Origin of the sequence: Desulfovibrio psychrotolerans, from assembly GCF_013340305.1 — a bacterium.
GTDB lineage: Bacteria > Desulfobacterota > Desulfovibrionia > Desulfovibrionales > Desulfovibrionaceae > Halodesulfovibrio > Halodesulfovibrio psychrotolerans.
The window spans coordinates 368192-389388 of sequence record NZ_BLVP01000001.1 but is presented as its reverse complement, the minus strand read 5'-3'; the positions used below and the strand labels follow the sequence as shown (position 1 = coordinate 389388).

The window sequence follows — 21197 nt, the reverse complement described above, 5'->3', positions numbered from 1 at the left end:
CCCGGTCGGCAGGTTGTTGTTCTGTCGGGGCGGAAGTACGTTGTTTTCTTTGGACAGGAAGGCGCTGTTCCTGTCGGGACGGGAGGGTGTTGTCTGTCGCAGCGTGAGTCCGGTATCCTATCGGGGAGACGGGCTGTTCTCCGGTTCAGCCGAAGGTTCGTCTTCCAGCGTGTCCGCTACCCTGAAGCGGCGGTAGAGGCGGTATCCCAGCAGGCTGGAGAGCACCAGAAGTACCGCGCTGAGAGCTGTGCGCCAGAGGGGGTCCACATGCACGCCGCTGCCCAGAAGGGCGAAGATGAAGGTCTGCGGCACGTACCCGACCAGTGAACCGCCGAGAAACGACAGGGCGGAAATGGACGTGACTCCGGCAATCATGTTGGTGAGGATGTTGCTGCCTACGGGAAGCAGGCGGATGACTACCGTCATCTGGAAGGGGCCGCGTTCCAGAAAGGCGTCCAGCTTGGCAATGCGTTTGCCCATGCGGCGCTGGATGAGGTTGCGGCCTGAAAACCGGGAATAGTAGAAAACAAGGGCGCAGCCAAGGGCGGTGCCCAGCGTGCCCATGACCGTGCCCATGGCGGCACCGTACACATAACCCGCGAAAAAGCCTATGATCTGCCGGGGAAGGCCTACCGAGGTGAAGCCCGCCGCAATGGCAAGAAAGAGCATGTAGCCGGTAAGGCCCTTGTCGCGGATGTGGGCATCCATCCAGTGCTTGTCCAGCACATCGTCCAGATGCGAGATTCTGAAGACGTAAATGGCTGCGGCAAGCAGCGAGAAGATGAGGAAGGCCTTGAACAGGGCCTTGATTGTCTTTGCGTTCAGCAAACCGGGGTTCCTTCTATCCGTTCATGCGGTCGCTAGCTGGCTGCTAGAAAGGCAATATGCCTCGCTGCCGGGAACTGTACAGGCGGGGGCGTATGACGTTGCGCGCACCTTTTGAAGCGGGGCCTGAACACTTCCTGCGTCTGGCATCTTACCGTTTCGGGCCAGAAAAAATGAGTATCAAAAAAGCCGGTTACGTATCTGTTCCGTAAAATGTGCCTACTTGCTGCTGCGGCTGCGGGAAGACGGGGCGTTCCGCTCGGTGCCGTGTAGCGGGTCTTCATCCCCGGTGCGGCTGGGCAGAGGGGAGCGGCGGGCCTCCATGAGGAAGAAGGCGGCAATGAGCAGTTGCGCCATGAGGAAAACGGCATCGCTCTCATGGGCGGAGATGCTTCCCAGCAGCAGGCAGGACAGTATTCCGGCGGTCTGCCATGCCTTTTGTCCGCAAGAAATACGTGTTCCGCAGGGCGGAGAGGCACTGCTGCCATGAATATGCTGCGGACGGGTAGCCTCATCTGCTTTGGGCGTACCGGAAGGGCTTTGTGCCTGTGCAACGTTTGGAGCCTGTTCACGGCGCAGCATCAGCCGTATGAGGCAGGCTGCCTGTATGGCGACCCCCATGCCGGTTAATGTCCATCGCAGCCAGAATTCCACCGTGTATCCTGTGCCGTGGCTACTTCTGTTCCTTGATGCTGTAGCGGAATGAGCGCTTCTGCATCCAGCGGATGGCGAGTAGGTCGAAGAACGTGGCCTTGGCGCGGTCCCATACGCCGTACTTGGAGACGCCGTGCCGCCGGGGGCGGTGGTTCACCTTGATTTCCGCCACGGTTGCGCCCTGCATCTTCATGAGCGTGGGCAGGAAACGGTGCATGCCGGTGAACATGGGAAGACGCTGCGCCATGGTGGTTCGCATGACCTTGAGCGAGCACCCTGTATCTTTGACGGTCTCGTTGCTCAGGCGGTTACGCACGGCGTTGCCGAAACGGGAAACGAGTTTTTTGACCAGCGAATCCTGCCGCTTGGCGCGCCAGCCGATGACCATGTCAAAACCGCGCTCATATTGCGCCAGCATGTCCGGGATATCCGCCGGATCGTTTTGTAGGTCCGCGTCCATGGTGACGATGACGTCGCCGGTGGCGGCATCGAAACCTGCCTTGAACGCGGCGGACTGTCCGCAGTTGGCGGCAAAGGCCACATAACGGGCGGAAGGATGCTTTTCCGCCAGTGTGCGCATTACGGGCAGGCTGTTGTCTGTGCTGCCGTCATCCACGAAGATGACATGCCATTCTTTATCGGTGCGCGCCATGGCGCGCTCTATTTCTGCGAACAGGACGGGGAGGTTGTCCTGCTCGTTGTATACGGGGACGACGATGGATATGGTATTGATTCTTGTCATAACCGGAGACACATACCCAATTGGCCTAAAGTTGTAAATCAGTGATTGACAGCACATGTCTGAACACGTAGTACCTCCCCTGCACATGACGCGGGGTGGAGCAGCTCGGTAGCTCGTCGGGCTCATAACCCGAAGGCCGTCGGTTCAAATCCGGCCCCCGCTACCAAAAGAAATCAAGGGTTTGCAATGAAAATTGCAAACCCTTTTTCTTTATCTTTTGCATTAAAGCGGGATTAGTGGGTTGCAAGAGGGGGACGAGACTTCTTGTAAGCGGACACCCTATTTGAGAGTTTTCACAGTTCAAAATGAGAAAGCTCTGGACTTGGAGTTGCACCTGCCACTCGTCTTTGGGAGCCAATATCATTCCATTTATCAAGTTTTGACAACCAGCAAATTTTTAAGCGAATATCTGATGGGAAGCTACCATATTTCCCCTATAGACTTTTGAGCCCGAACCTTAAGCACGGGCACTTGAGATGAGACCTCGACATCGTTGTTTCCCTTGACATCTTGATTAACTCCTCCTTATGAAAATATTAAGCATTCATCAATGCGCGTCCGCATAGTATTGTCACGAAGCATAAGGCCGGAAAAATTATATTGCAATAAATGGAGTTGGTTTTAAAAATATGGAGAAATAAGCACATGTTAAAAATTTTAAAAAAAATATACAAATCCAAGTTTGCAATATTTATAAGAACAAGCCGTCTTTATGGCTATATGCATAGTAAATACTATTTCAAGAAAAATAGACATCATGTCGTGCAATTTCCTGAACTAAACGGAAAAATAATAGATAGATGGGAAGACCTCAAAGAAGCATCTAGATTGAAGCACCTTTACCAAGAAAAAATATACTCTTTTCTTAGTGGTAAGAATCATGATGAGGTAGTTATAATAGGGTGCTCTTTTGGTCACGAGGTTGTACATACTCACAAACAGTTCCCGAACACGAAAATAATTGGCATTGACATCGACAAAGAATGCATACAATTTTGTAAATCTTTATCTATTCCAGATTGTGAATTTTACGAAGCAGACGTAACAAATAAAGAATTACTAGAAAAAATATTCCCAGATGATGGAAAATCGCGAGTTGTAATATCGTTTGAGACTATATATTTCATCTCTCCTTCGGGCATTAAAGTTATGTTTGATTTTTTTGCGAAAGGTGGAGTCAAAGATATTCTCATTCATACGAACACAAACATAAACAATACAGGATTTAACTTGTTTAGTTGTAAAAAATCAAAATATTCAGGAATACAAGGGGCATGGGATCATGCAATGCTTAATATTCCTAATTATTTTCCATATCATATACAACTTCTTGACCAACGCCTGAGGGCTACCTCCGTCCATTACTATCAGGAGCCATGGTTAATTAGCTATCGATTAAATGGGTCATGGAATGACTTTTTTTTTGATCAGACAGAGTAGTAGTCAAGATTCGTACTTGAACTAGCCATGGGATTTGTTTTCCATAACTCTTACTCCTCAATCTGTTCCCACTGAATCCCCAGAGCCGCAGCAATCTTCTTGAGTGTTGCGGCTCTGTTGTGTGTTTCCTCAGCCCCATCGTGGCATACGTGGGCAGGCTTCTGTCCATGCGAGGGGAAACCTCTGCCTGCGATATGCCGGGAGAGTTCCGCCGTGTTCGCATCGGCAACCGTTACTCCACCAGAACATTGAGCATCATTCCGGCATCCTCATGTTCGAGGTTATGGCAGTGGAACATGAACAACTGTGCTTCTTCCGGGTAGGGGTGGGAGAAATCCACCAGAATGCGGACTGTTTCTCCGGGCCAGACGAGCACGGTATCCTTCGGGCCCAGATCGGTGGCAACGCGGCCTTTGGCATCCTGCGCGAGTTCCTGTACCTGCTGCGGACTGTTTACCCGTGCAAGGACTTGGAAGAAGTAGCCGTGCAGGTGCATGGGGTGCGGCATGCTGCGTTGTTCATTTTCCAGTTCCCAGATTTCGGCAGAACGCGCAGGCACCCGGATGGGGGTGGCGTGCATGTCGAACGTGAGCCCGTTTATGGTCCATTTGGCCTCATGACCGCTGCCGGACAGTGCCAGCCGGAAACGTTGCACCGGGATTTCATCTTTTGTGGCCGGGTGCTCACTCAGGGCGATGGCTGCTTTGAATGACGGGGAGTACGAATCCGGCAGCGCGGGCGGCACATCGGAGAGTGGCGACTGAGATGGTTTTGTGTCGGGAAGGGTCGTTTGGAGCGTGGCGATGACGAAGGGGCTTCCTTCCGGGAGTATGTCCTGCGGCAGGGCGTGCGCCCCGTGAGAGACGGGAGGGGCTGAAGCCCCGTGCTGTATGTGGGCAGCAGTCTCTTCCTGTTCCCGGTGCCCTTCGTGTGCCCCATGGTTTTCTTGTTCGCTGTGTGCTGCGTGCGGGGAGGGATGCGAACTATTCAATCTATTGTCCGCCGCATGCGGTATTGCCTGCTGATGATCAGAATGGGCCGCAGAGGTTTTCTGTCCCGCCTGTCCGTCATGCCCGTTATGCCCGTCATGCCCGGCGGCTCCGTGCCCTTCATGTTCATTGTGCATGGGATCGAACGGGAGGTTGACGATGCTGACAGCTGTTTCCGGAGCGAATCTGCGCAGGTCCAGCAGAATTTCTGTCCGTTCACCGGGAGCCATAAATACAGCCTTTGCGGAAACGGGGGCGGTGAGAAAACCGCCATCGGCAGCAATGACGGTGAACGGCAGCGGTGCATCGTGTGCCATAACGCCGAGTTTAAGCAGGCGGGCGTTGCAGGCGTTGAGCAAGCGCAGGCGGACATATCCCGCCGGAACGGAAATACGGGCATGGCGTTCATTATTGCAGAACACGGCGTTTCCCAGCCAGCCCATCTGGAAGTCCTCGGGGGTTGGGGCGTATATCGGCTGGCCGGATGGGTCCAGCCGCCTGTCGTGTATGGCGACAGGCAGGTCTGAGACGCCAAGCCGCACACCGAGCCGTTCCGCAAAGGATTCTTCTTGCGCATCGCGCACAATGAAGAATCCTACAAGTCCCTGATGCGCCTGTTTTCCTGTGACGCCGTGGGGATGAGGGTGATACCAGAGCGTTGCCGCCCTGTTGGTGACGGGAAAATCATAGTTGTACGTCTGCCCCGGCCCTGCCTCATAGCGCGGGTGCCCGGCCTGCCGCCAATCGCACTCCACTCCGTGCCAGTGAATGATGGTGGGTTCCTTCAGGGTGTTTTCCATGCGCAGTGCAAACCGCTCGCCCCGGCGGACCACAAAGGTGGGGTTATGCACGACTCCGTGCTCTGTCTGTGCTTCGTAAACAAGCGGGGGCAGACCTTGCGCCCGGATTCCTGCTTCCTTCACCGTCAGCACCTTCGGGATGTTGTTCACGGGAGCATGCAGGCTGCTGCGGACGGTTTGTGCGGGGTGTGATGTGTGCGCGGCGTGGCCTGTCTGTGCCAGAAGGCGGACGGGGGGCAGCAGGAGCAGGCTTCCCGCTGCTGCCATACGCAGGAATGTGCGTCTGGAGATATCTTCGGGTGCGACACTGTGTTCGGAAGCACGTTTGGTCGGTTCCGCATCGGCATGATTACAGGTAAGGGGCGATGTGGCTGCGGAGTGCGTATGCGAAACGGCTGCGGAGCAGGGTACTCCTGCAGGGTGGGGTGGGAGTGTTGCCATGCAGCGTCTCCTTGTGCGCTATGCGTTGCCCCGGGGAAGGGGATACACCCCGGATCGCCGCGTGCCGGTTTGTCTGGCAAACTGTTCACTTGATAGCCAGTCCGCCTTCTTTGCCTTCTTATCAGCAAGAGGGGTGGTATGGCACAGTTCAGGGCGTTTCGCAGGTTACCTCACGGGCGGAACCGGGACCGGCAAGGGGGCGGAAACATTTCTTGGTTCCGCCGCAGATGGGGCAACGCCATGATTCCGGCAGGTCTGCAAAGGCGGTTCCTGCGGGAACTTTGCCTTTTCGGTCACCTTTGTCGGGGTTGTAGATGTAACCGCAGTTGGTGGTCTGGCACTGGTACATTTCTTCCGGTTTTGCCATGGAGGACTCCGTGAGAGTGGTTGGGGTGCAGGCACTGGCTTGATAGGCCTGCGCCATGTGAACGTCCGGTAACGGAACACGTTGCGTTGTTCTTTCATGGCAACGGTTGTGCAACCTTATGCTGGCCTTTGGGAAACATGGCACTCTGCTAAGGCATGGGTCCGCAGCCTGATTGCAGCCTGAAAGACCGACCTATAGCCCGTGTTGTAGCATATCTTGTAGCATGTCGGGAGTGAAGATGTCAGCCGTTTCTGATTTCTTTCCGCTTGCCGGGCGAAACCGTTCACCGGCCCGTTTCGACCGTTCACCGATGCAGGTGTTGCGTTCCCCATGAAAAGCGGTCCCCCGCTTGACATAATCGCCCGCGGGCCTCTATTGTGCCGTGAACGTAGTGATTTTCCTTACCAAAAGAAGAAGCCCATGCGTGACCCCATGCAGAACATCCGAATCTTCGCAGAGAACAGCCTGAAGCAGGCTGCGGTTGTTCTATTGGTCGTCAATGTCGTCGTCAACGTCGTCGTCTCACGCGATGCCGGTGCCTTAGCGATGTAACGGGCCAGTCTCCCCACGAAGGAAACCTCACCCCCGCCAGCGTTAAGGCTCCGGCGGGGGTTTTTGTTTGACCCGCCCCCCGCCGGTTGCAAGTAAGGGTCCGCAGGAGGAATGCTGCATGTTCAGGATGACCGGCGCAGAGCTTACCATAAGGCTGCTTGAACGACAGGGGATACGGATTGTTTCCGGCATACCGGGAGGGGCCAACCTGCCCCTGTATGACGCGCTCTCCCGCAGTGAACACATACACCATGTTCTTGCCCGCCATGAGCAGGGGGCGGGATTCATCGCGCAGGGCATGGCCCGTGTGACGGGGCAGCCTGCGGTGTGCCTTGCCACATCCGGGCCGGGGGCGACCAATATTCTTACCGCCATTGCGGACGCCAAGCTTGATTCTGTTCCCCTTGTCTGCATTACGGGGCAGGTGCCCAGCCCGCTTATGGGCACGGACGCCTTTCAGGAGGTGGACACCTACGGGATGAGCATAGCCATTACCAAGCATAATTTTCTTGTCCGCTCGGCGCAGGAGCTGCTTTCTGTCATACCGGAGGCATTCCGGCTTGCCGCGTCCGGGCGTCCCGGTCCTGTGCTTGTGGATATTCCCCGCGATATACAGACTGCGGAAATTGCCTTTGCCCAATGGCCGGAACCGGGCGAGGCGGACCCTGCCCCGCAGGCCTATGATGCGGATATTGAAACTGCTGCCGCCATGATCAACGCGGCGCGCCGCCCGCTGCTGTGGGTGGGCGGGGGCGTGATAGCAGCCGGTGCGGGCGGGCAGGTGCGCGCCCTTGCGGAAAAGGCTTCTATGCCCGTGACCATGACGCTTATGGGGCTGGGGGCCATTCCCCGTGACCATCCCCTTTCCATCGGCATGCTGGGCATGCACGCGGAGCGCTATACCAATATGGCGCTGGAGGCGTGCGACCTGATTATCGCCGCCGGGGTGCGTTTTGACGACCGGGCTACGGGCAAGGTGCAGGAGTTCTGCCCTGCGGCCAAGGTTATTCATATTGATATTGACCACAGCGAGATTGACAAGATTCGCACTGCCTCTGTGGGGATTCTCGGCGATATTGCCGAGGTGCTGGATGTGCTTATGCCCAAGGTGCAGCCCAACGGGAGAGCCGAGTGGCTGGAGTATATTGCGGCACTGAGGGCCGCCTTCCCGCAGCATGCGCCTGTGCAGGGCGGATATGAGACGCCGCAGAAGCTTATCCGCCGTATAGGCGAGATTGCGGATGAGGGGGCCATTGTGTGTACCGATGTGGGCAAACACCAGATGTGGACTGCCCAGAGCTATCCCTTCCGCCGACAGAGGCAGTGGCTTACCTCCGGCGGGCTGGGAACCATGGGGTTTGGCCTGCCCGCTGCCATAGGGGCTTCGCTTGCCGCTCCGGACAGGCGGGTTATCTGCTTCAGCGGGGATGGAAGCCTGCTCATGAACATTCAGGAGTTCGCCACCGCGGCGGAGCAGAAAGTGAACGTGACTGTGGTGCTGCTGAACAACAATTGTCTCGGGCTGGTGCATCAGCAGCAGGAACTGTTCTTCAGGGGGAACTATTTTTCATCGGAATACCAGATTGCGGTGGATTTTTTGAAGATAGCGGAGGGGTTTGGCTGGCGCACGGTGGATTTGGGAACGAGTGCTGACCCTGATGCCGACATTGCCCGTGCTTTTGCGCAGCGTGGTCCGTGCCTTGTGCATGTGCCTGTGGACAGGGAGGAGAAGGTGCTGCCCATGGTGCCGCCCGGAGCCGCCAACCGCATTATGATTGAAGGAGAAGCCCATGCCTAGGAGTGTGCCGCGCACGGTTCTGGATGTGACGGTGAACAACCATCCCGGTGTGATGTCTCACGTTTGCGGGCTTTTTTCCCGCAGGGCGTTTAACGTGGAGGCTATTCTCTGCCTGCCCATGCACGGAGGGGAGGCGAGCCGCATATGGCTGCTGGTGGACGAGGATGACCGGCTGGAGCAGATGATACGCCAGATGCGCAAGTTGCAGGATGTGCATGATGTGCGTGTGAGCACGGAGAAGACCGCCGTGTTTGACCAGCTTGGGACGGTGATGGGCGGATGAGTCCGCCCGGAGGGTGGGCTGAATTGGGCGGAGATGTTCACCTTTTGCATTGTAAAAGAGTGTAGCCGGGGCGGTGCCTGCCACGCGTGGCGTGCGGGTGCCGCCTTTGCGTTGCGGGAGCGTGCGGCGTGCGCGATGTGCGCTGTCTGCAAGCTGTCACCGATTTGTGTTTGAAATTGGCTGGTTCCGGTATCTGCAAAGTCTGTTTGAAATCTCATGAAAAAAGGATTAGTCGCATCATTCAGCGATACTCGTCGGTTTTCGGCAATAATCATAATCGTCCGGCGTAATCCATCGGCGGGGTTCATCCACGGAGAACGGTATGCGAATCGGTTCAAGGATTTTCTGGGGATTCGGCCTGATGTTTGCCCTTTTGGCTGTTCTGGCGGTGATGGGGTGGGAAGGCCACCGCAGGCTCACCGAGGCACAGAGCGTGCTGGAGCGGCGGGCATCGCTTGAGTCGGATATCCGCAGCATGCAGACGGGGGCGCAGGCCGTGATGCTGGACCCCAAGCCCGGAGCACTGGATGCCGTGCTCTCGCGCAGCGGTATGTTGGATCAGGCTCTGTCGCAGTTCAAGCTGTATGTGGAACACGACATGCTCGTGCGTCTGGACAGAGCCATGCGGGCCAACATTGAGTTCCGGGGAGCCATGGAAAAATGGCAGGCCGTGGCTGATGCCCGTGCGGCAAGGGCGCAGGAGGCCGAAAGTGCCGCTGCCGAGTATGCCCGGTTGCTGGAGGAGATGGGGGGAGGAAGAAGCGCTATGCCCAGCATGGCCGATGCCTTTTCCATTTCCGAACCGGCAGGAGGGCTTGAGGAACTGCGGCTTTTGAATGTTGCCCTGCGGGAATACTATGAATCCCGCCTGCTGCTCCGCCAGTGGCAGGACAGCGGTGATGTGCGCACTCTGGAAGAGGTGCGGTCCCGCATGGGGGCTTCCATGACGGCCGTTTCGGGGCTGCGTTCCCGCATGCCTTCCATAACCGACCGCGACAGAGCCGATACCTTGCTTGCTCATGGACGGGACTACCTGGCCGCCCTTGGCGGGTTGGAAGATTCTGCCGCTGCAATGAACGAGGTGCGCGCAACGCTTGCTTCCGCCGTGGCGGATATGCGCGCCCCTTTGAATATGCTTTCTGACAGGTATCTTGCCGCCATAGACTATGTGCGCGATATCGGCATGCTGGCCGTGGGGGGGACGCTGGCCCTTGCCTTTGTTGTGTCGCTGATTTTCGGATTATCCATAAGCGGGGCGGTGCGCAGGCGGAATATGGCCGTTGCATCAGCGCTTCAGGCGATTGCCGAGGGCAAGCCGCCGGTGGACAAGGATGGGCGTGCGGGTACCGGACGATTGCCGGAAGAGATGGCTGCGCTCATGGATGCCGTGTACAAGGCGGTTCGTGCAGGAGGAGGGCTGACCGAGCAGGTGCAGGCCGTGGCGCAGGGCAAGCTGGATGTGCGGCTTGCCGTGCGGGCAGAGGACGATGTTCTGGGGGCTGCGTTGAGCCAGCTTGTGGAAGGCGAACGTGTGGTGCGCGATGTTCTGGCCGGTCGTTCTCAGGGAGACTATCGGCTGCCCGTGGTGGTGCGTTCGCGCGGGGATGAGCTTATGGCCGCCCTTGCCGCGCAGGGCCAGTTTGTGTGCGCCCGGATAGCCGCAGCGCGGACATCCGCCTCTCTGCTGAAGGAGCACGCGGGCAGGGCTATGGAGTCGCTGAAGGCGCTTGAAGGCTCATTGGTTTCGGACGTTGCACAGCGGAGTACGGCGGTTCAGCAGCAGGTTTCGGAAATGTACCCGCGTATGGAGGCTGTTTTTGCGGCGGTGAAGGATGTTGACCGCGTGGTGCGCTCTGTGGCGCAGGAGGCGCAGCGTATGCGGGAGCTTTCCGGCAGGGTGGACGGCGGGCTCCGGGCACTTACGGGCAAGGCTTCGTTTCTTGAGGATGTGGCCCGGCAGGTTGAGGCACTGGCCATAAACGTGAATATAGAGATGGCGCGGGCCGGAGACGACGGACGGGGCTTGCAGGCCATAGGGACCGAGATGCGCTCTGTGGTGGAACGCTGCCGTGAGCACGCAGCGGATATGCATGAATTGATGTACAGCGGAAGGCGCGCCTCCGATGACCTGGAAGATGCCGCGCGGAATCTGCTGGAAGACCTTGAGGTGGCCGCGCGGGGGGTTGCCGAGGGGCTGGGAGTGCTTGGGCCGGAAGTTGCCCGGTTGCGGGATATGCCGAGGCAGGCGCGTGCGGTGGTTTCCGGCGGGGCTGCGGATGCCGCCCCGGACAGGGAGGCGCAGGTGCGCAGGCTGACGGCGGGGCTTGGCAAGGCGTTCAGCGGGCTGGTAATGGAATTGAATTCGCTGCGCGCCGTGCTGGATTCTTTTAAAACACCGGAAGATCCGGGGAGTGAGCGCGAACAGGGCAGGGGCGGCGTTGCCGCAGAGGCGGGGCGGTCTGCCGCGCGAGCCGGGAGTGTTGTGCCTGCCGGAAAGACGTTGCCTCCGTTGCAGGTGGGGGCGGGAGGCATGCCCGAGCTGTGGGGAGCGGACAACGGACAACCGGTGCCTGCCGGAGAAGCTGCGGTGCAGCCCGGCAGAAAGGGGAAGGAGCTTCCTGCCATGCCGGAACTGCACATGGAACCTTCCGGAAAGAAGGGCAGGCAGTAAAAGTCTCTTGCCATCACAGGCAAGGTGTATTTATTGAAACAGACGGGCGCACCGGATAGAAGGTGCGCCCGTTTTCATTTGTGATCTTCCGGGAGCCTGTCTTATAAGGGCTGGCCGGGAAGCAGAGAAGATGTGATTACGATCAGCTTTGCTGTAATTCGTGGATGAGGCTTTTTAAATCCTCGCTGAGCCGCGCAAGGTTTTCTGTTGCCAGTGCAGATTCTTCCATGGCCTGCGATGTCATCTGCGCAATGTTGCTTACCTCGTCCGTGCCGCGCGTTATTTCTTCCGACGCGGCGGATTGCTGCTGGCTGGCGGAGGCAATGGCGCGCACCTGTTCCGATGTGGATTCCACAATGGCGTAGATGGTCTTGAGGGAGGCACCTGCCTTTCCGGCAAGTTCCGTGCTTGCCTCAACATTGCGGACCGTTTCTTCCATGCTTTTGATGTTATTGCTGGTACCGCTTTGAATAGCGTGAATGGCCTGACCGACTTCCTTGGTGGCGGTCATGGTTTTTTCTGCCAGTTTGCGCACCTCGTCCGCCACCACGGCGAATCCGCGCCCCGCCTCGCCTGCCCGGGCTGCTTCTATGGCCGCATTCAGCGCAAGAAGGTTGGTCTGGTCGGCAATGTCGTTGATCACGTTCATGATGTTGCCGATGGATTCTGCCTGTCTGCCCAGATCATTCAGGCCGGATTCGAGGGTGCGTGCTTCTGTGTTAAGGCGGGAGATGGAGCTGACCACCTCTTCCACCACGGTGCTGCCCTCACGGGCGTTGCGGCATGCTTCTTCCGCGTTGGTTGAGGCCATGTGCACGTTATTGACCACTTCTACCATGGAGGCGTTCATCTCTTCCATGGCGGTGGCTATTTCGCTTGTGCGTCTTTGCTGGATATCCGACCCCTTGCTTGATTCTTCTATCTGGGCGGAGAGTTCGGTGGATGCCGTGGTTATCTGTTCCACAATGCTCTGCAACCGTTGAGCGGCCTGATGCATGCCTTCCTGCTTGGCTTGTTCTGCGCGCTGCTTGGCGGCGTTGGCTTCAGCGGAAGCGATTTCTGCCTGCCGGGCTTTTTCTTCGGCAAAGCGGCTTTGCTGCTGCACTTCTAACAGATTGCGTTCCAGATTGCCCGCCATATCCGAGAAGGAGGCGGCAAGTTGTCCCACCTCGTCCCGCTGGTGTATGTCCAGCACGCCTGAGAAGTCGCTGGCTGCTACCTGCTTCGTGTAGGTGAGCATCTTCGCCAGCGGGGAGGTGAGGCTGCGGGTGACGATAATTGTGAAGATGGTGCCGATGGCGATGCTGCCCGCAGTAAGTAGGACAATGAACAGGGTGAGGGATTGGAATTCGTTTTCCGCGTCTTCCTGCGCGGCTTCACCCTGTTCCACCACGTCGTCGGTCAGATCGTCTATGTGCTTGCGCATGGCCTCGAAAAGCTCTTTGGCCTTTCCGGTGGAAAGGGCCTCGGCCTTTTCAATATCTTGCAGTAAGCCGCTTTGCAGCAATGCAAGCACGTTGCGGGAAGTTGCTTCCCATTCTTTCCGGTCACGGAAATAGGCATCTACGAGGGGTTTGTGCTTCTCCGAACCTTCCAGTTGGGCGAATTTGCCCACCCGTGTGTCGGCCTGCCCTATGTTCAGTTCGTAATCCTTAAGCTGCTGTGCATATTCTTTGCTGTCTACGGGAAGGAAGATCATGGTTCTTTCGGCAATGAGGGTCTGGTGCAGGTCTCTGTCGGCTTGCAGGAGAAGCTCGATGCCTTTGAAATCTCTGTTGAAGACTTTGTTGAGGTTTTGCTGGATATCCTGTGAACTGGAGTAGCCGAGCCACCCCATGAGGACCAGCAGCAGGATGTTCAGCAACAGAACAAGCCCCAGTTTGTTGCCGGTTTTCATGTTTTGCAGTGCGCCCATATTCTCCTCCGATTCTCTTCGGTGATGATTCCCGCCTGTGGGCCCAAGTGTTTTGTTCAGAAGCCCGCATTGCTGCTGAGGCAACGAAAAGCCTTTTCCATACTAGCAACGTGCTCCTGATGATGGGGTTCTGCCATGATAATTATGGGTGGGGAAAGCTCTGCTCAGGTGGCGGTGCAATGGGGAGAAGGCGGATGCTTTTCGCAGCAGGGCACGTTGCAGGAGAGAAGTGTAACTATTCGGCTGGTAAAGCGGGACCGGAAGGGGGCAGGAGCCGGCGGTGCTACATGTGTGACGAGTTGTCCATCTGCACGGCTCCGGCGCAGTGGCATTCCGTACCTGTGGAGCCTGTTCCCACAGGGCTGCGTCTGTCTACCACGAATACGTTGCCGGGAATGGATTTGGCGAAGTGCTTCATCTGTGCTGCGCGTTCGCCTATTTCCATCAGTGAGCAGTTGCCCTGACAATCTATGACCGCCAGAGAGACGGATACGAGGGGAAATTCCCGTTCAACGCCATCGCGACCGCGGGCCAGAATCCATCCGCGGTCCCGGTCGTGGGCACTGTAGCAGGAGCGCACCAGACGTTTGAAACAGCGGGTGACGGCAAGGCAGATGCGTTCTGCCTTCTGGCGGGAGAGCACGCAGACAAAGTCATCGCCGCCGATGTGGGCGACGACGTCGCCCCGGATGCCGTGGCGGTTGACGGCCCATGTGAGAATCTCTGCCAGCAGCAAGATGATTCTGTCACCGTTCTTGAAGCCGTAGTAGTCGTTGTAGGCTTTGAAATTGTCCAGGTCTGCATAGATGAGGGCAAAGGCTCCGCCTGTTTTGAGGCGCTTTTCTATTTCATTTTCCAGCGCCACGTTGCCGGGAAGCCCGGTCAGGGGATTGGTGCCCTTTGCGAGTTCCACCTGCAACTGTGCCAGCGAGTGCAGGAGGGCCTGCACGGAGACGAGGCCGAGAAGTTTGCCGTCGCGCGTGACGATTATGTCGTCATATGCCTGCAGCTGATTGCGGTTCATGGCCATCTGCGCCGTATCTTCCACAGGCACGGCTTCATCCACGATGAGCGGGTTTGTATCCATGACGGTGCGCGCGGGGCGTTTGAAGTAGAGCGCGACCCCGTATTGGGCGGAAAGCTGCCTGTTCAGATGGTATTCCATGACAAGGCCCACGGGGACGCCGTTTTCTGTTACCGCGATGCTGTTATGGGGCTGTTTTTCTTTGAACAGGTCACGCATTTCGCTGACCAGTGTTGCAGGAGTGACGGATACGACGGGGCGGGCAAGGCTGCCCACGGGGATGGAGCACCCGATGTTGCGAAGGGGAATGGGCTGCACCGAAGGACGGATGGATGAGAGTTCCTGAACGCTCTGCTGCTTGGGGAACTGGGGTTTGCCCAGAAAGAAACCCTGCCCGTAGTGGGTGCCTATCTGGAGCAGGGTTGCAGCCTCTTCGCGTGTTTCTATGCCTTCTGCTATGACCTTGGAATCGATTTTATCCGCAAAGGTGACAATGGTTTCCAGCAGCGCCCGCCGGACGGGGTCGCGGTCTATGTTGCGGATGAGCGACATGTCTATTTTGATGAAATTGGGCTTGAGTTCCGCGATGGTGGACAGGCCGGAGTATCCCGTTCCCGCATCATCGATAGCGACCTGAAATCCCTGTCCCCGGTAGTGGTCCAGCGTTTTATAGAAGAGGCTGAAGTCGCGGATGGAGTGGCGTTCCGTTATTTCCAGAACGATGTCTTCTGCGCGCAGGCCTTCTTTTTCGATAATATCGCGGGTGCTGCCCGGAGTGAAGCCGGGGTCGGTAAGGGTGCGGGGGTGGATGTTCAGAAAGAGTTTTTGCCCTTCTGCCAGCCTGCCGATGCGCTTGATGGCGTTTTCACGGCAGACGCGTTCCAGCGCGAAGAGCATGCCCATTTCTTCTGCCAGATCGAAAAGCATGGCGGGAGAGCGGAAGGGAGAATCTGCAGGGCCCCTGCTCAACGCTTCCCACGCCATGATGCTGCCTGTTTCGAAGTGGACGATGGGCTGGTAGAGGGTCTGGATATCGCGGGTTTGAAGAATGGCCTTGAATTCGCGCGAGAGGCGCAGGGCGTCCAGATCGAACCCTTTGCGGGCAAGAATGCGGCATTCGCGTACCGCCTGCATGAAATCGTCTTCGGGCTGCTCGTTGTTTCTCCGGCGGTAGCTGGCGCAGCCTACGTTTATCTGCGGCTCGCGTCCGGTCCAGCGGAGCAGGTCGCGCTTCAGATGCTGCTGGATGCGCAGCTTCATGGTGAACGCCGCATCCGAGAGGCGGTATTTGCGGGTGCCGTTATCCGGCCACAGAAGAAGATATTCGCCTGATTCAAGCGGATAGAGGCAGGTGCCTTTGGCCTCCGGGTCGTGCAGGTCGGTTATGGCTTCGTGCACGCCTTCGCGGAGCAGGGTATCTATGCTGCTGGCCACCTCGTCGCCATAGAGTTCGCGCAGGAGGATATGGTCGCTGATACGGAAAATGATGAGATTCAGGCCGGTATGACCGGCGACGAAGCCCTTGATGGACGTATTCGATAATGCGCCGGACAGGCGCGTGCCGGGTTGCTGCATGGAGTGGCCGAGTGTGTCGAGCATGATGTCTCCCTCCGTGGCAACGAGCCGTTTGCGTGCTATGTGTCACGTGGCCGTGGCGCACGTTCATACCATGCAAGTGTGCCGCATGGTTGTGTCAATTGTGTTCCGAGCTGGTTTTGCCAGCAGATGTACCGCACCTCGAGCTATTACGCTCTGCGGCAATTTGGTTGTTACGTGTGGGTTACAGCGGTAAGAAAAGTGTGTGTCGCAGTGTTTAAGAAGGGTCGCCTGTTGAAATGTCACGTTCTGTGGACCCACCGGAAACAGGGCGTTGCAAGGTGCAAGAGGTGTTCGGGCCTGTTTTCAACGTGGGGCGCAGCGAGGCGGACGCGGATGTGAGGGCATGTGCAGCTACACAGCAGGTTGCCTTTTCCGAAGGTTTGCCGGAGGCGGTACGTGCGGATGAGGGAGCCGGTTGCCCGGAAGGCATGAGCCTGTCCGCTGGTGGCGGTATGCGCCATGGTGTAACAGTTTGTCCTTGAAACTTGCGCGCATCAAAGGTATCCCCCAATGGCATCTGAACGGGTTTATGACCTTTTTCGCGACGGAAGGACGTTTTTATACTATGCAGTTACCGCGTCAGTGGCTTGTTGTGCGGTTGAGCGCACTGGGAGATATTGCCCTTACAACTGGGGTGCTGGACCGTTGGAACAGGCTGCATGGCTGGCGGTTCACTTTTCTGGTTTTTTCCCAGTGGGCTTCTGTGCTGGAGGGGCATCCGGCCATTGACAGGATAGTGGGGGTGAGCAGGGATGACGTGCGTGCCGCCGCCATGCTGCGTCTGTTCCGGTCGCTTTCATCTGAGCTTGCCGGGTATGGCCTGATAGACCTGCACGGCAGCCTGCGTTCCCGGTTTCTGCGGCTCATATGGCCCGGTCCGGTGTTTCATTACCCCAAGTTCAGCATGGAGCGCAGGCTGTTCCTTCGTTCCGGCGGCACGCTGTGCCGTGAAAAACTGCTGCAGTACAATGTGCCGCAACGGTACGCCCTGTCTTTGGACGAGGTTGCGCCGGAGCGGGGGGAGGTGCTGCCCAGAATATTCCTGAGCGGGTCAGAGCGGGAGGACGCGACGGCGATTCTGGAGTCGCGGGGTATTACGCAGGAAAGGGGGCTTGTGGCACTGCACCCCTATTCCACCCATGCCAATAAGGCCTGGCTGCCCGAGAACTGGCTGGCCCTGACACGGATGCTTCTGGCGGACGGATACCGTGTGCTGGTTGTGGGCAGAGGGGAGCGTATTTTCAAGGATATGCCGGAGGTGCACGATCTTACCGGCGTGACGACCCTGCGCCAGACATGTGCTTTGCTGGAACGGTGTTCGGTGGTGGTGACCGGGGATTCCGGCCCCATGCATCTGGCCTGCGGCGTGGGTACGCCTGTGGTGGCCCTGTTTGGACCCACGCACAGCGTGTGGGGATTTTATCCGGAAGGGGAACATGATGTGGTGCTGGAAGCCGACGAGGACTGCCGCCCGTGCTCCCTGCACGGAAGCCGCCCGTGCGGCAGGGAACACATATGCATGACTTCACTCACACCCGGTATGGCGTTTGACGCTGTGCAGCGGGTAGCATCCGTCAGAAAATTCTTGCTTCCATCTCTTTAATGATGGCCTTGGCCTCTTCCAGTGTGGGGTCTGCGGAGAGTGCCCGCCGGGCAAAGTCGTAGGCTTCGTCCGGTTTACGCCAGCGCTTGTACAGTTCGGCCATGTTCAGCAGGGTTCGCGGGTGCGAACCGAACTGTTTGAGGGCGCGCAGGTATACTTTTTCGCATTTTTCAAACTCGTGCAGTTCCTTGTAGCAGCGTACCGCACCGCCGTATGCCTTGCTGTCTGCCGGGTTACGTTCTATGGCCTGCTCGAAGAGGTCTGCCGCCTCCATGCAGAGGTGGTGTTCCAGAAAAAGCATGGCAATTTCCGTAACGAGTCCTTCCTCCTGCCCCCAGCCTTCCACCACGCGGCGCAGCACACCTTTGCCCCGTGCGTAGTCCTTGGCCGCCATGAGTTGCTGGCCACGCTCCAGCAGTTCCTGTTTTTTGGAAAAGTGCCGCTCCTCGTGCTTTTCCCGCGCGGTTTCGCTTTCTTCTCTCATGCCGTGGAGAATACTTTCCAGCCTGTCCAGACAGTCCCGCTCACGCCCTTTGATAAATCGGATATAGGGCGTGGCGTGAATATTTCTTTTAAAAAAGAATGCCTTTATTTCAGGATGCTTATTAAGTTCCGTTATATATTCCTGAATGAGAACCTCAACTTCGAAGCGTGCCTGCCCGATAAGACGCGAGTCCAGTATTTCGGTGAAGGCGCTGCATGCCGATTCCAGAGAGCGGACAATTTCGTTGCGGCGCATATAGGCGCGCGCGCGGGCCAGATTCTCCCGGGCGAGTTTCGGGGTGGTGGTTGTCATCATGCTTCGGCGATTCTCCATGGGCGAATTGATCGGACGTACACTAGCCGCCTGTGCCGTTTCAGTAAAGTATTGTTAAGCGGAACCGATTTTGTAAGGCAGTTTCCGATTGCAAATAATTTGGAATGGGATATTAGCTTGGACTTGCCTTGACCCTGTTGACGGTTAGCGTCGAATGTCGACATTGTACAGGGGTAGGGGCGTTTTCCGGCCGGACAGAGGTGCGGTCGTTGAGGTTGAAGGGGGTGGAGCGTGTCTGAGATGTTATCGGGTACTGCAGTACGCGTGCTTGTGGTGGAGGACGGGTCCGTTTCGGCCCGGACTTTGCGCATGCAGCTGGAAAATATGGGGTATGACGTCGTTGGTGTATTTGCCAGCGGTGAAGAGGCCGTGCAGTGTGTGCAGGCCATGAAGCGCGAGGCGCAGGCGTGCGGTGGCGCGCAAGCGGCGGCGGGACAGGGGCTTGGTCTGCCGGATATTCTTTTGGTAGACATTTCCCTTGCCGGTTCGATGGATGGCGTGGAGGTGGTGGAGCATGTGCGTCGCGTGCATGACGTGCCTGTTATCTATCTTACAGCCGCCACGGATGACGCCACGTTCCAGCGGGCCAAGGAGACCAATCCCTTTGCATGGCTGGCAAAGCCCGTGACACCGGACAGCCTGCACCGCTCCATCGGCATGGCGCTGTATAAGCGGGAACTGGATGCCCAACTGCGCAGGAATGAAGAGAAGTACCGGAGCATTGTACAGACCATGTCCGAGGGGCTGGTCATTCTGGATACGGACCTGCATATTGTTTTTTCCAATGCCAGCTTCCTGTCTATGGCCGGAGGCGAGTATGCAGGCGTTATGGAGCCGTTGCTGTTTGAATCCCTGCTGTGCGATGCCACACGCAGGGATTTTTTTATGACCCTTGCGAAGGTGCGGAGCGGCGGACGTGGTGTGCTGGTGGGCAATATTCTGCGTGCCGGAGGGGGCAGTGTGCCTGTGCGCATATCCATGACCATGTGGGGCGAGCCTTCTGCAGAAGATGATGCGGCCAACCCCGGCTGCGGCATCATTTGCGTTATCACCGACCGGACTGAACAGCTTGCCTCTGCCAGCGCACTGCGTGAGGTGGAAAGCAAGTACCGCACCTTGTTTGAGAATGCGCTGGACGGCATTTACCAGTCCACGCCTGAGGGCCGGTTCCTTGAGGTGAATCCGGCCATGGCAGCTATTTTCGGCTATGATTCCCCGTCTGCCATGGTGGACCTGGTGCGCGACATAGGCACGCAGATGTATGCGGATGCAGGGGATCGCAAGGTGTTTTTGCAGGCCCTTTGGGAGAACGAGCAGGTGAGTCGTTTTCAGGTCCGCATGAAGCGGCGGGGGGGAGAGAGGATATGGGTGGAGCTTTCTTCCCGCGCTGTATGGGGTGCTGATGGGTCCATAAGCCATATTGAGGGCATGCTTTTTGACGTGACCGACCGCAAGAAGGTGGAGATGGACCTGCGGCGGCGCGCCTCGCGGGATGACCTGACCGGGCTGTATAACAGGCATTACTTTCGTGAATGGCTGAACGGGGCGCTTGCCTCCGCATTCCGCAACGGAACGCGCGTGGCTTTGCTGTATATTGATCTGAACGGATTTAAGAACGTGAACGATACCTACGGGCACCTGGAGGGGGACCGCGTGTTGCGGGAACTGGCCGTGCGTATTCGGGACAGGGTGCGTGAGTGCGACATGGTGGCCCGCATTGGCGGAGACGAATTCTGTGTGGTGCTTGAGGGGCTTAATGACTCGGACGATGCGCGGCGCGTGGCGCACGAGATAGGAGAGGCCCTGATGCAGCCTTTGTCGGGAAACGGCCCCGTGCACAGCATAAGCGGCAGTGTAGGTATTGCGGTGTTTCCCGATGATGGCGGCGATGTGGACTCGCTGCTGCATTGTGCGGACGAGGCCATGTATTGTGCCAAGATGGACGCCTCCAGCGCGTTTGCCTTCTGGAGCAGGAAGGGCGAGGCTAGGAAGTGACCGACGGTTCCTCCCGCTGCCAGCAGGCGGTTATTTCGTCCCGGTGCTGCTGCATGGTATTTAGCACGGCTTCCGGTACGAGATAGGAGAGGTTTCTCCCCCGCAGCCAGCGTTCGCGTATTAACGTGGCGCTTATGTCCAGCCGGGGCTGGGGAAGAAAGCGGACGTGGTGACCCGAGGGGAGTCTGTACAGGGCCTCCAGCGGGGCAGGGGCACGTATCTCTGCCGCGTCCGGCCAACAGGCGCGGGTTGCATGGTGAAAGGTTTCGATATCTCTGCCGGAACGGGGCAACACAACGATATCCGCCATATCCGTCAACTGCCTGCCCCTGTGCCAGTCGGGCAGGGTGAGCAGGTCTCCCGCACCCAGAATGAAGAACAGCCCGGAGTGCGGGTACAGACGCCTGTATTCGCACAGCGTGTCATAGGTGTAGGAAGGGCCGCTGCGTTCGTTTTCCATGGTGTTTACCCGCAGAAAGGGAAAGGGACGTGCCGCAGCCTCCAGCAGGCGTACACGCAGGTCGAAGGGCAGCAGGTTTCCTTCTGTCTTGTGCGGGGGGGAGGCGCAGGGAAGCAGGTCGATGCGGACGGGGCGCAGTGCTTCGAACACCTCCACGGCGGGGCGTATGTGCCCTATGTGAACCGGATTGAATGTGCCGCCCAGAATGCCTATGCACTGCAT

The 21197-nt window shown here is 57.7% G+C and carries 16 protein-coding genes and 1 tRNA gene; 8 read left to right on the top strand and 9 right to left on the bottom strand.

Annotated elements, in window-relative coordinates:
- Nucleotides 1-117 precede the first annotated feature (117 nt).
- From HUV26_RS01725 to HUV26_RS01715, 3 genes are all read right to left on the bottom strand, one after another.
- Nucleotides 118-828: a TVP38/TMEM64 family protein gene (locus tag HUV26_RS01725; RefSeq protein WP_243451213.1), complete on the bottom strand. Its 711-nt coding sequence runs from the start codon at nt 826-828 to the stop codon at nt 118-120.
- A gap of 216 nt (nt 829-1044) precedes the next feature.
- Nucleotides 1045-1479, bottom strand: a complete 435-nt coding sequence (locus HUV26_RS01720) for a hypothetical protein (protein ID WP_174408362.1) — start codon at nt 1477-1479, stop codon at nt 1045-1047.
- A 19-nt stretch (nt 1480-1498) separates the two neighbouring features.
- On the bottom strand, nt 1499-2221 hold the full coding sequence (locus tag HUV26_RS01715) for a glycosyltransferase family 2 protein (RefSeq protein WP_174408361.1): 723 nt from the start codon (nt 2219-2221) through the stop codon (nt 1499-1501).
- Nucleotides 2222-2310: 89 nt separating this feature from the next.
- Between HUV26_RS01715 and HUV26_RS01710 the strand changes: the two genes are divergently transcribed.
- Together HUV26_RS01710 and HUV26_RS01705 are read left to right on the top strand one after the other, a co-directional pair.
- Nucleotides 2311-2387: transfer RNA gene (locus HUV26_RS01710), tRNA-Met, on the top strand.
- A 479-nt stretch (nt 2388-2866) separates the two neighbouring features.
- Nucleotides 2867-3661 carry a class I SAM-dependent methyltransferase gene (locus HUV26_RS01705; RefSeq protein WP_174408360.1) on the top strand — a complete coding sequence of 265 codons (795 nt, stop codon included), beginning with the start codon at nt 2867-2869 and terminating at the stop codon, nt 3659-3661.
- 232 nt (nt 3662-3893) lie between these two features.
- Here the strand turns inward: HUV26_RS01705 and HUV26_RS01700 are convergent, their stop codons facing one another.
- Nucleotides 3894-5891, bottom strand: a complete 1998-nt coding sequence (locus HUV26_RS01700) for a multicopper oxidase family protein (protein ID WP_174408359.1) — start codon at nt 5889-5891, stop codon at nt 3894-3896.
- Between the two features lie 148 nt (nt 5892-6039).
- Nucleotides 6040-6258 carry a rubredoxin gene (locus tag HUV26_RS01695; protein WP_174408358.1) on the bottom strand — a complete coding sequence of 73 codons (219 nt, stop codon included), beginning with the start codon at nt 6256-6258 and terminating at the stop codon, nt 6040-6042.
- 420 nt (nt 6259-6678) lie between these two features.
- Here HUV26_RS01695 and HUV26_RS16910 point away from each other — a divergent pair, with 420 nt between their 5' ends.
- The 4 genes from HUV26_RS16910 to HUV26_RS01680 all read left to right on the top strand — a co-directional run bounded on the left by HUV26_RS16910 (nt 6679) and on the right by HUV26_RS01680 (nt 11562).
- Nucleotides 6679-6810 carry a hypothetical protein gene (locus HUV26_RS16910; protein ID WP_274602446.1) on the top strand — a complete coding sequence of 44 codons (132 nt, stop codon included), beginning with the start codon at nt 6679-6681 and terminating at the stop codon, nt 6808-6810.
- A 118-nt stretch (nt 6811-6928) separates the two neighbouring features.
- Nucleotides 6929-8608 carry an acetolactate synthase large subunit gene (gene ilvB / locus HUV26_RS01690; protein WP_174408357.1) on the top strand — a complete coding sequence of 560 codons (1680 nt, stop codon included), beginning with the start codon at nt 6929-6931 and terminating at the stop codon, nt 8606-8608.
- Complete coding sequence (gene ilvN, locus HUV26_RS01685) at nt 8601-8891, top strand: acetolactate synthase small subunit (RefSeq protein WP_174408356.1); 291 nt, start codon at nt 8601-8603, stop codon at nt 8889-8891. The genes ilvB and ilvN overlap by 8 nt, the downstream gene beginning before the upstream one ends.
- Nucleotides 8892-9213: 322 nt before the next feature.
- Nucleotides 9214-11562 carry a methyl-accepting chemotaxis protein gene (locus tag HUV26_RS01680; protein ID WP_174408355.1) on the top strand — a complete coding sequence of 783 codons (2349 nt, stop codon included), beginning with the start codon at nt 9214-9216 and terminating at the stop codon, nt 11560-11562.
- 142 nt (nt 11563-11704) lie between these two features.
- Here HUV26_RS01680 and HUV26_RS01675 read toward each other — a convergent pair whose 3' ends face one another.
- Both HUV26_RS01675 and HUV26_RS01670 read right to left on the bottom strand, forming a co-directional pair.
- Complete coding sequence (locus HUV26_RS01675) at nt 11705-13477, bottom strand: methyl-accepting chemotaxis protein (protein WP_174408354.1); 1773 nt, start codon at nt 13475-13477, stop codon at nt 11705-11707.
- Nucleotides 13478-13760: 283 nt separating this feature from the next.
- Nucleotides 13761-16100, bottom strand: coding sequence for a GGDEF domain-containing protein (locus HUV26_RS01670; RefSeq protein WP_174408353.1), 2340 nt, complete (start codon nt 16098-16100; stop codon nt 13761-13763).
- A 565-nt stretch (nt 16101-16665) separates the two neighbouring features.
- Between HUV26_RS01670 and HUV26_RS01665 the strand changes: the two genes are divergently transcribed.
- Nucleotides 16666-17703, top strand: coding sequence for a glycosyltransferase family 9 protein (locus HUV26_RS01665; protein WP_174408352.1), 1038 nt, complete (start codon nt 16666-16668; stop codon nt 17701-17703).
- Here the strand turns inward: HUV26_RS01665 and HUV26_RS01660 are convergent.
- Entirely contained in the window at nt 17675-18502 is an 828-nt protein-coding gene (locus tag HUV26_RS01660) for a tetratricopeptide repeat protein (protein WP_174408351.1), read from the bottom strand. The genes HUV26_RS01665 and HUV26_RS01660 overlap by 29 nt on opposite strands.
- A 258-nt stretch (nt 18503-18760) precedes the next feature.
- On the opposite strand from HUV26_RS01660, the gene HUV26_RS01655 reads away from it, so the two are divergent.
- Nucleotides 18761-20515: a diguanylate cyclase domain-containing protein gene (locus tag HUV26_RS01655; RefSeq protein WP_274602449.1), complete on the top strand. Its 1755-nt coding sequence runs from the start codon at nt 18761-18763 to the stop codon at nt 20513-20515.
- Here the strand turns inward: HUV26_RS01655 and nadD are convergent.
- A complete protein-coding gene (gene nadD, locus HUV26_RS01650) occupies nt 20505-21197 on the bottom strand; it encodes a nicotinate (nicotinamide) nucleotide adenylyltransferase (RefSeq protein WP_174408349.1) in 693 nt (230 codons plus the stop codon). The two genes, HUV26_RS01655 and nadD, sit on opposite strands and share 11 nt — an antisense overlap.

What these genes read in the sequence shown, in the direction of transcription:
- HUV26_RS01715 (WP_174408361.1), bottom strand. Translation starts at nt 2,221, where the DNA reads ATGACAAGAATCAATACCATATCCATCGTCGTCCCCGTATACAACGAG.
- HUV26_RS01705 (WP_174408360.1), top strand. Translation starts at nt 2,867, where the DNA reads ATGTTAAAAATTTTAAAAAAAATATACAAATCCAAGTTTGCAATATTT.
- HUV26_RS01700 (WP_174408359.1), bottom strand. Translation starts at nt 5,891, where the DNA reads ATGGCAACACTCCCACCCCACCCTGCAGGAGTACCCTGCTCCGCAGCC.
- HUV26_RS01695 (WP_174408358.1), bottom strand. Translation starts at nt 6,258, where the DNA reads ATGGCAAAACCGGAAGAAATGTACCAGTGCCAGACCACCAACTGCGGT.
- HUV26_RS16910 (WP_274602446.1), top strand. Translation starts at nt 6,679, where the DNA reads ATGCGTGACCCCATGCAGAACATCCGAATCTTCGCAGAGAACAGCCTG.
- ilvB (WP_174408357.1), top strand. Translation starts at nt 6,929, where the DNA reads ATGTTCAGGATGACCGGCGCAGAGCTTACCATAAGGCTGCTTGAACGA.
- ilvN (WP_174408356.1), top strand. Translation starts at nt 8,601, where the DNA reads ATGCCTAGGAGTGTGCCGCGCACGGTTCTGGATGTGACGGTGAACAAC.
- HUV26_RS01680 (WP_174408355.1), top strand. Translation starts at nt 9,214, where the DNA reads ATGCGAATCGGTTCAAGGATTTTCTGGGGATTCGGCCTGATGTTTGCC.
- HUV26_RS01675 (WP_174408354.1), bottom strand. Translation starts at nt 13,477, where the DNA reads ATGGGCGCACTGCAAAACATGAAAACCGGCAACAAACTGGGGCTTGTT.
- HUV26_RS01670 (WP_174408353.1), bottom strand. Translation starts at nt 16,100, where the DNA reads ATGCTCGACACACTCGGCCACTCCATGCAGCAACCCGGCACGCGCCTG.
- HUV26_RS01665 (WP_174408352.1), top strand. Translation starts at nt 16,666, where the DNA reads ATGCAGTTACCGCGTCAGTGGCTTGTTGTGCGGTTGAGCGCACTGGGA.
- HUV26_RS01660 (WP_174408351.1), bottom strand. Translation starts at nt 18,502, where the DNA reads ATGATGACAACCACCACCCCGAAACTCGCCCGGGAGAATCTGGCCCGC.
- HUV26_RS01655 (WP_274602449.1), top strand. Translation starts at nt 18,761, where the DNA reads ATGTTATCGGGTACTGCAGTACGCGTGCTTGTGGTGGAGGACGGGTCC.
- nadD (WP_174408349.1), bottom strand. Translation starts at nt 21,197, where the DNA reads ATGCAGTGCATAGGCATTCTGGGCGGCACATTCAATCCGGTTCACATA.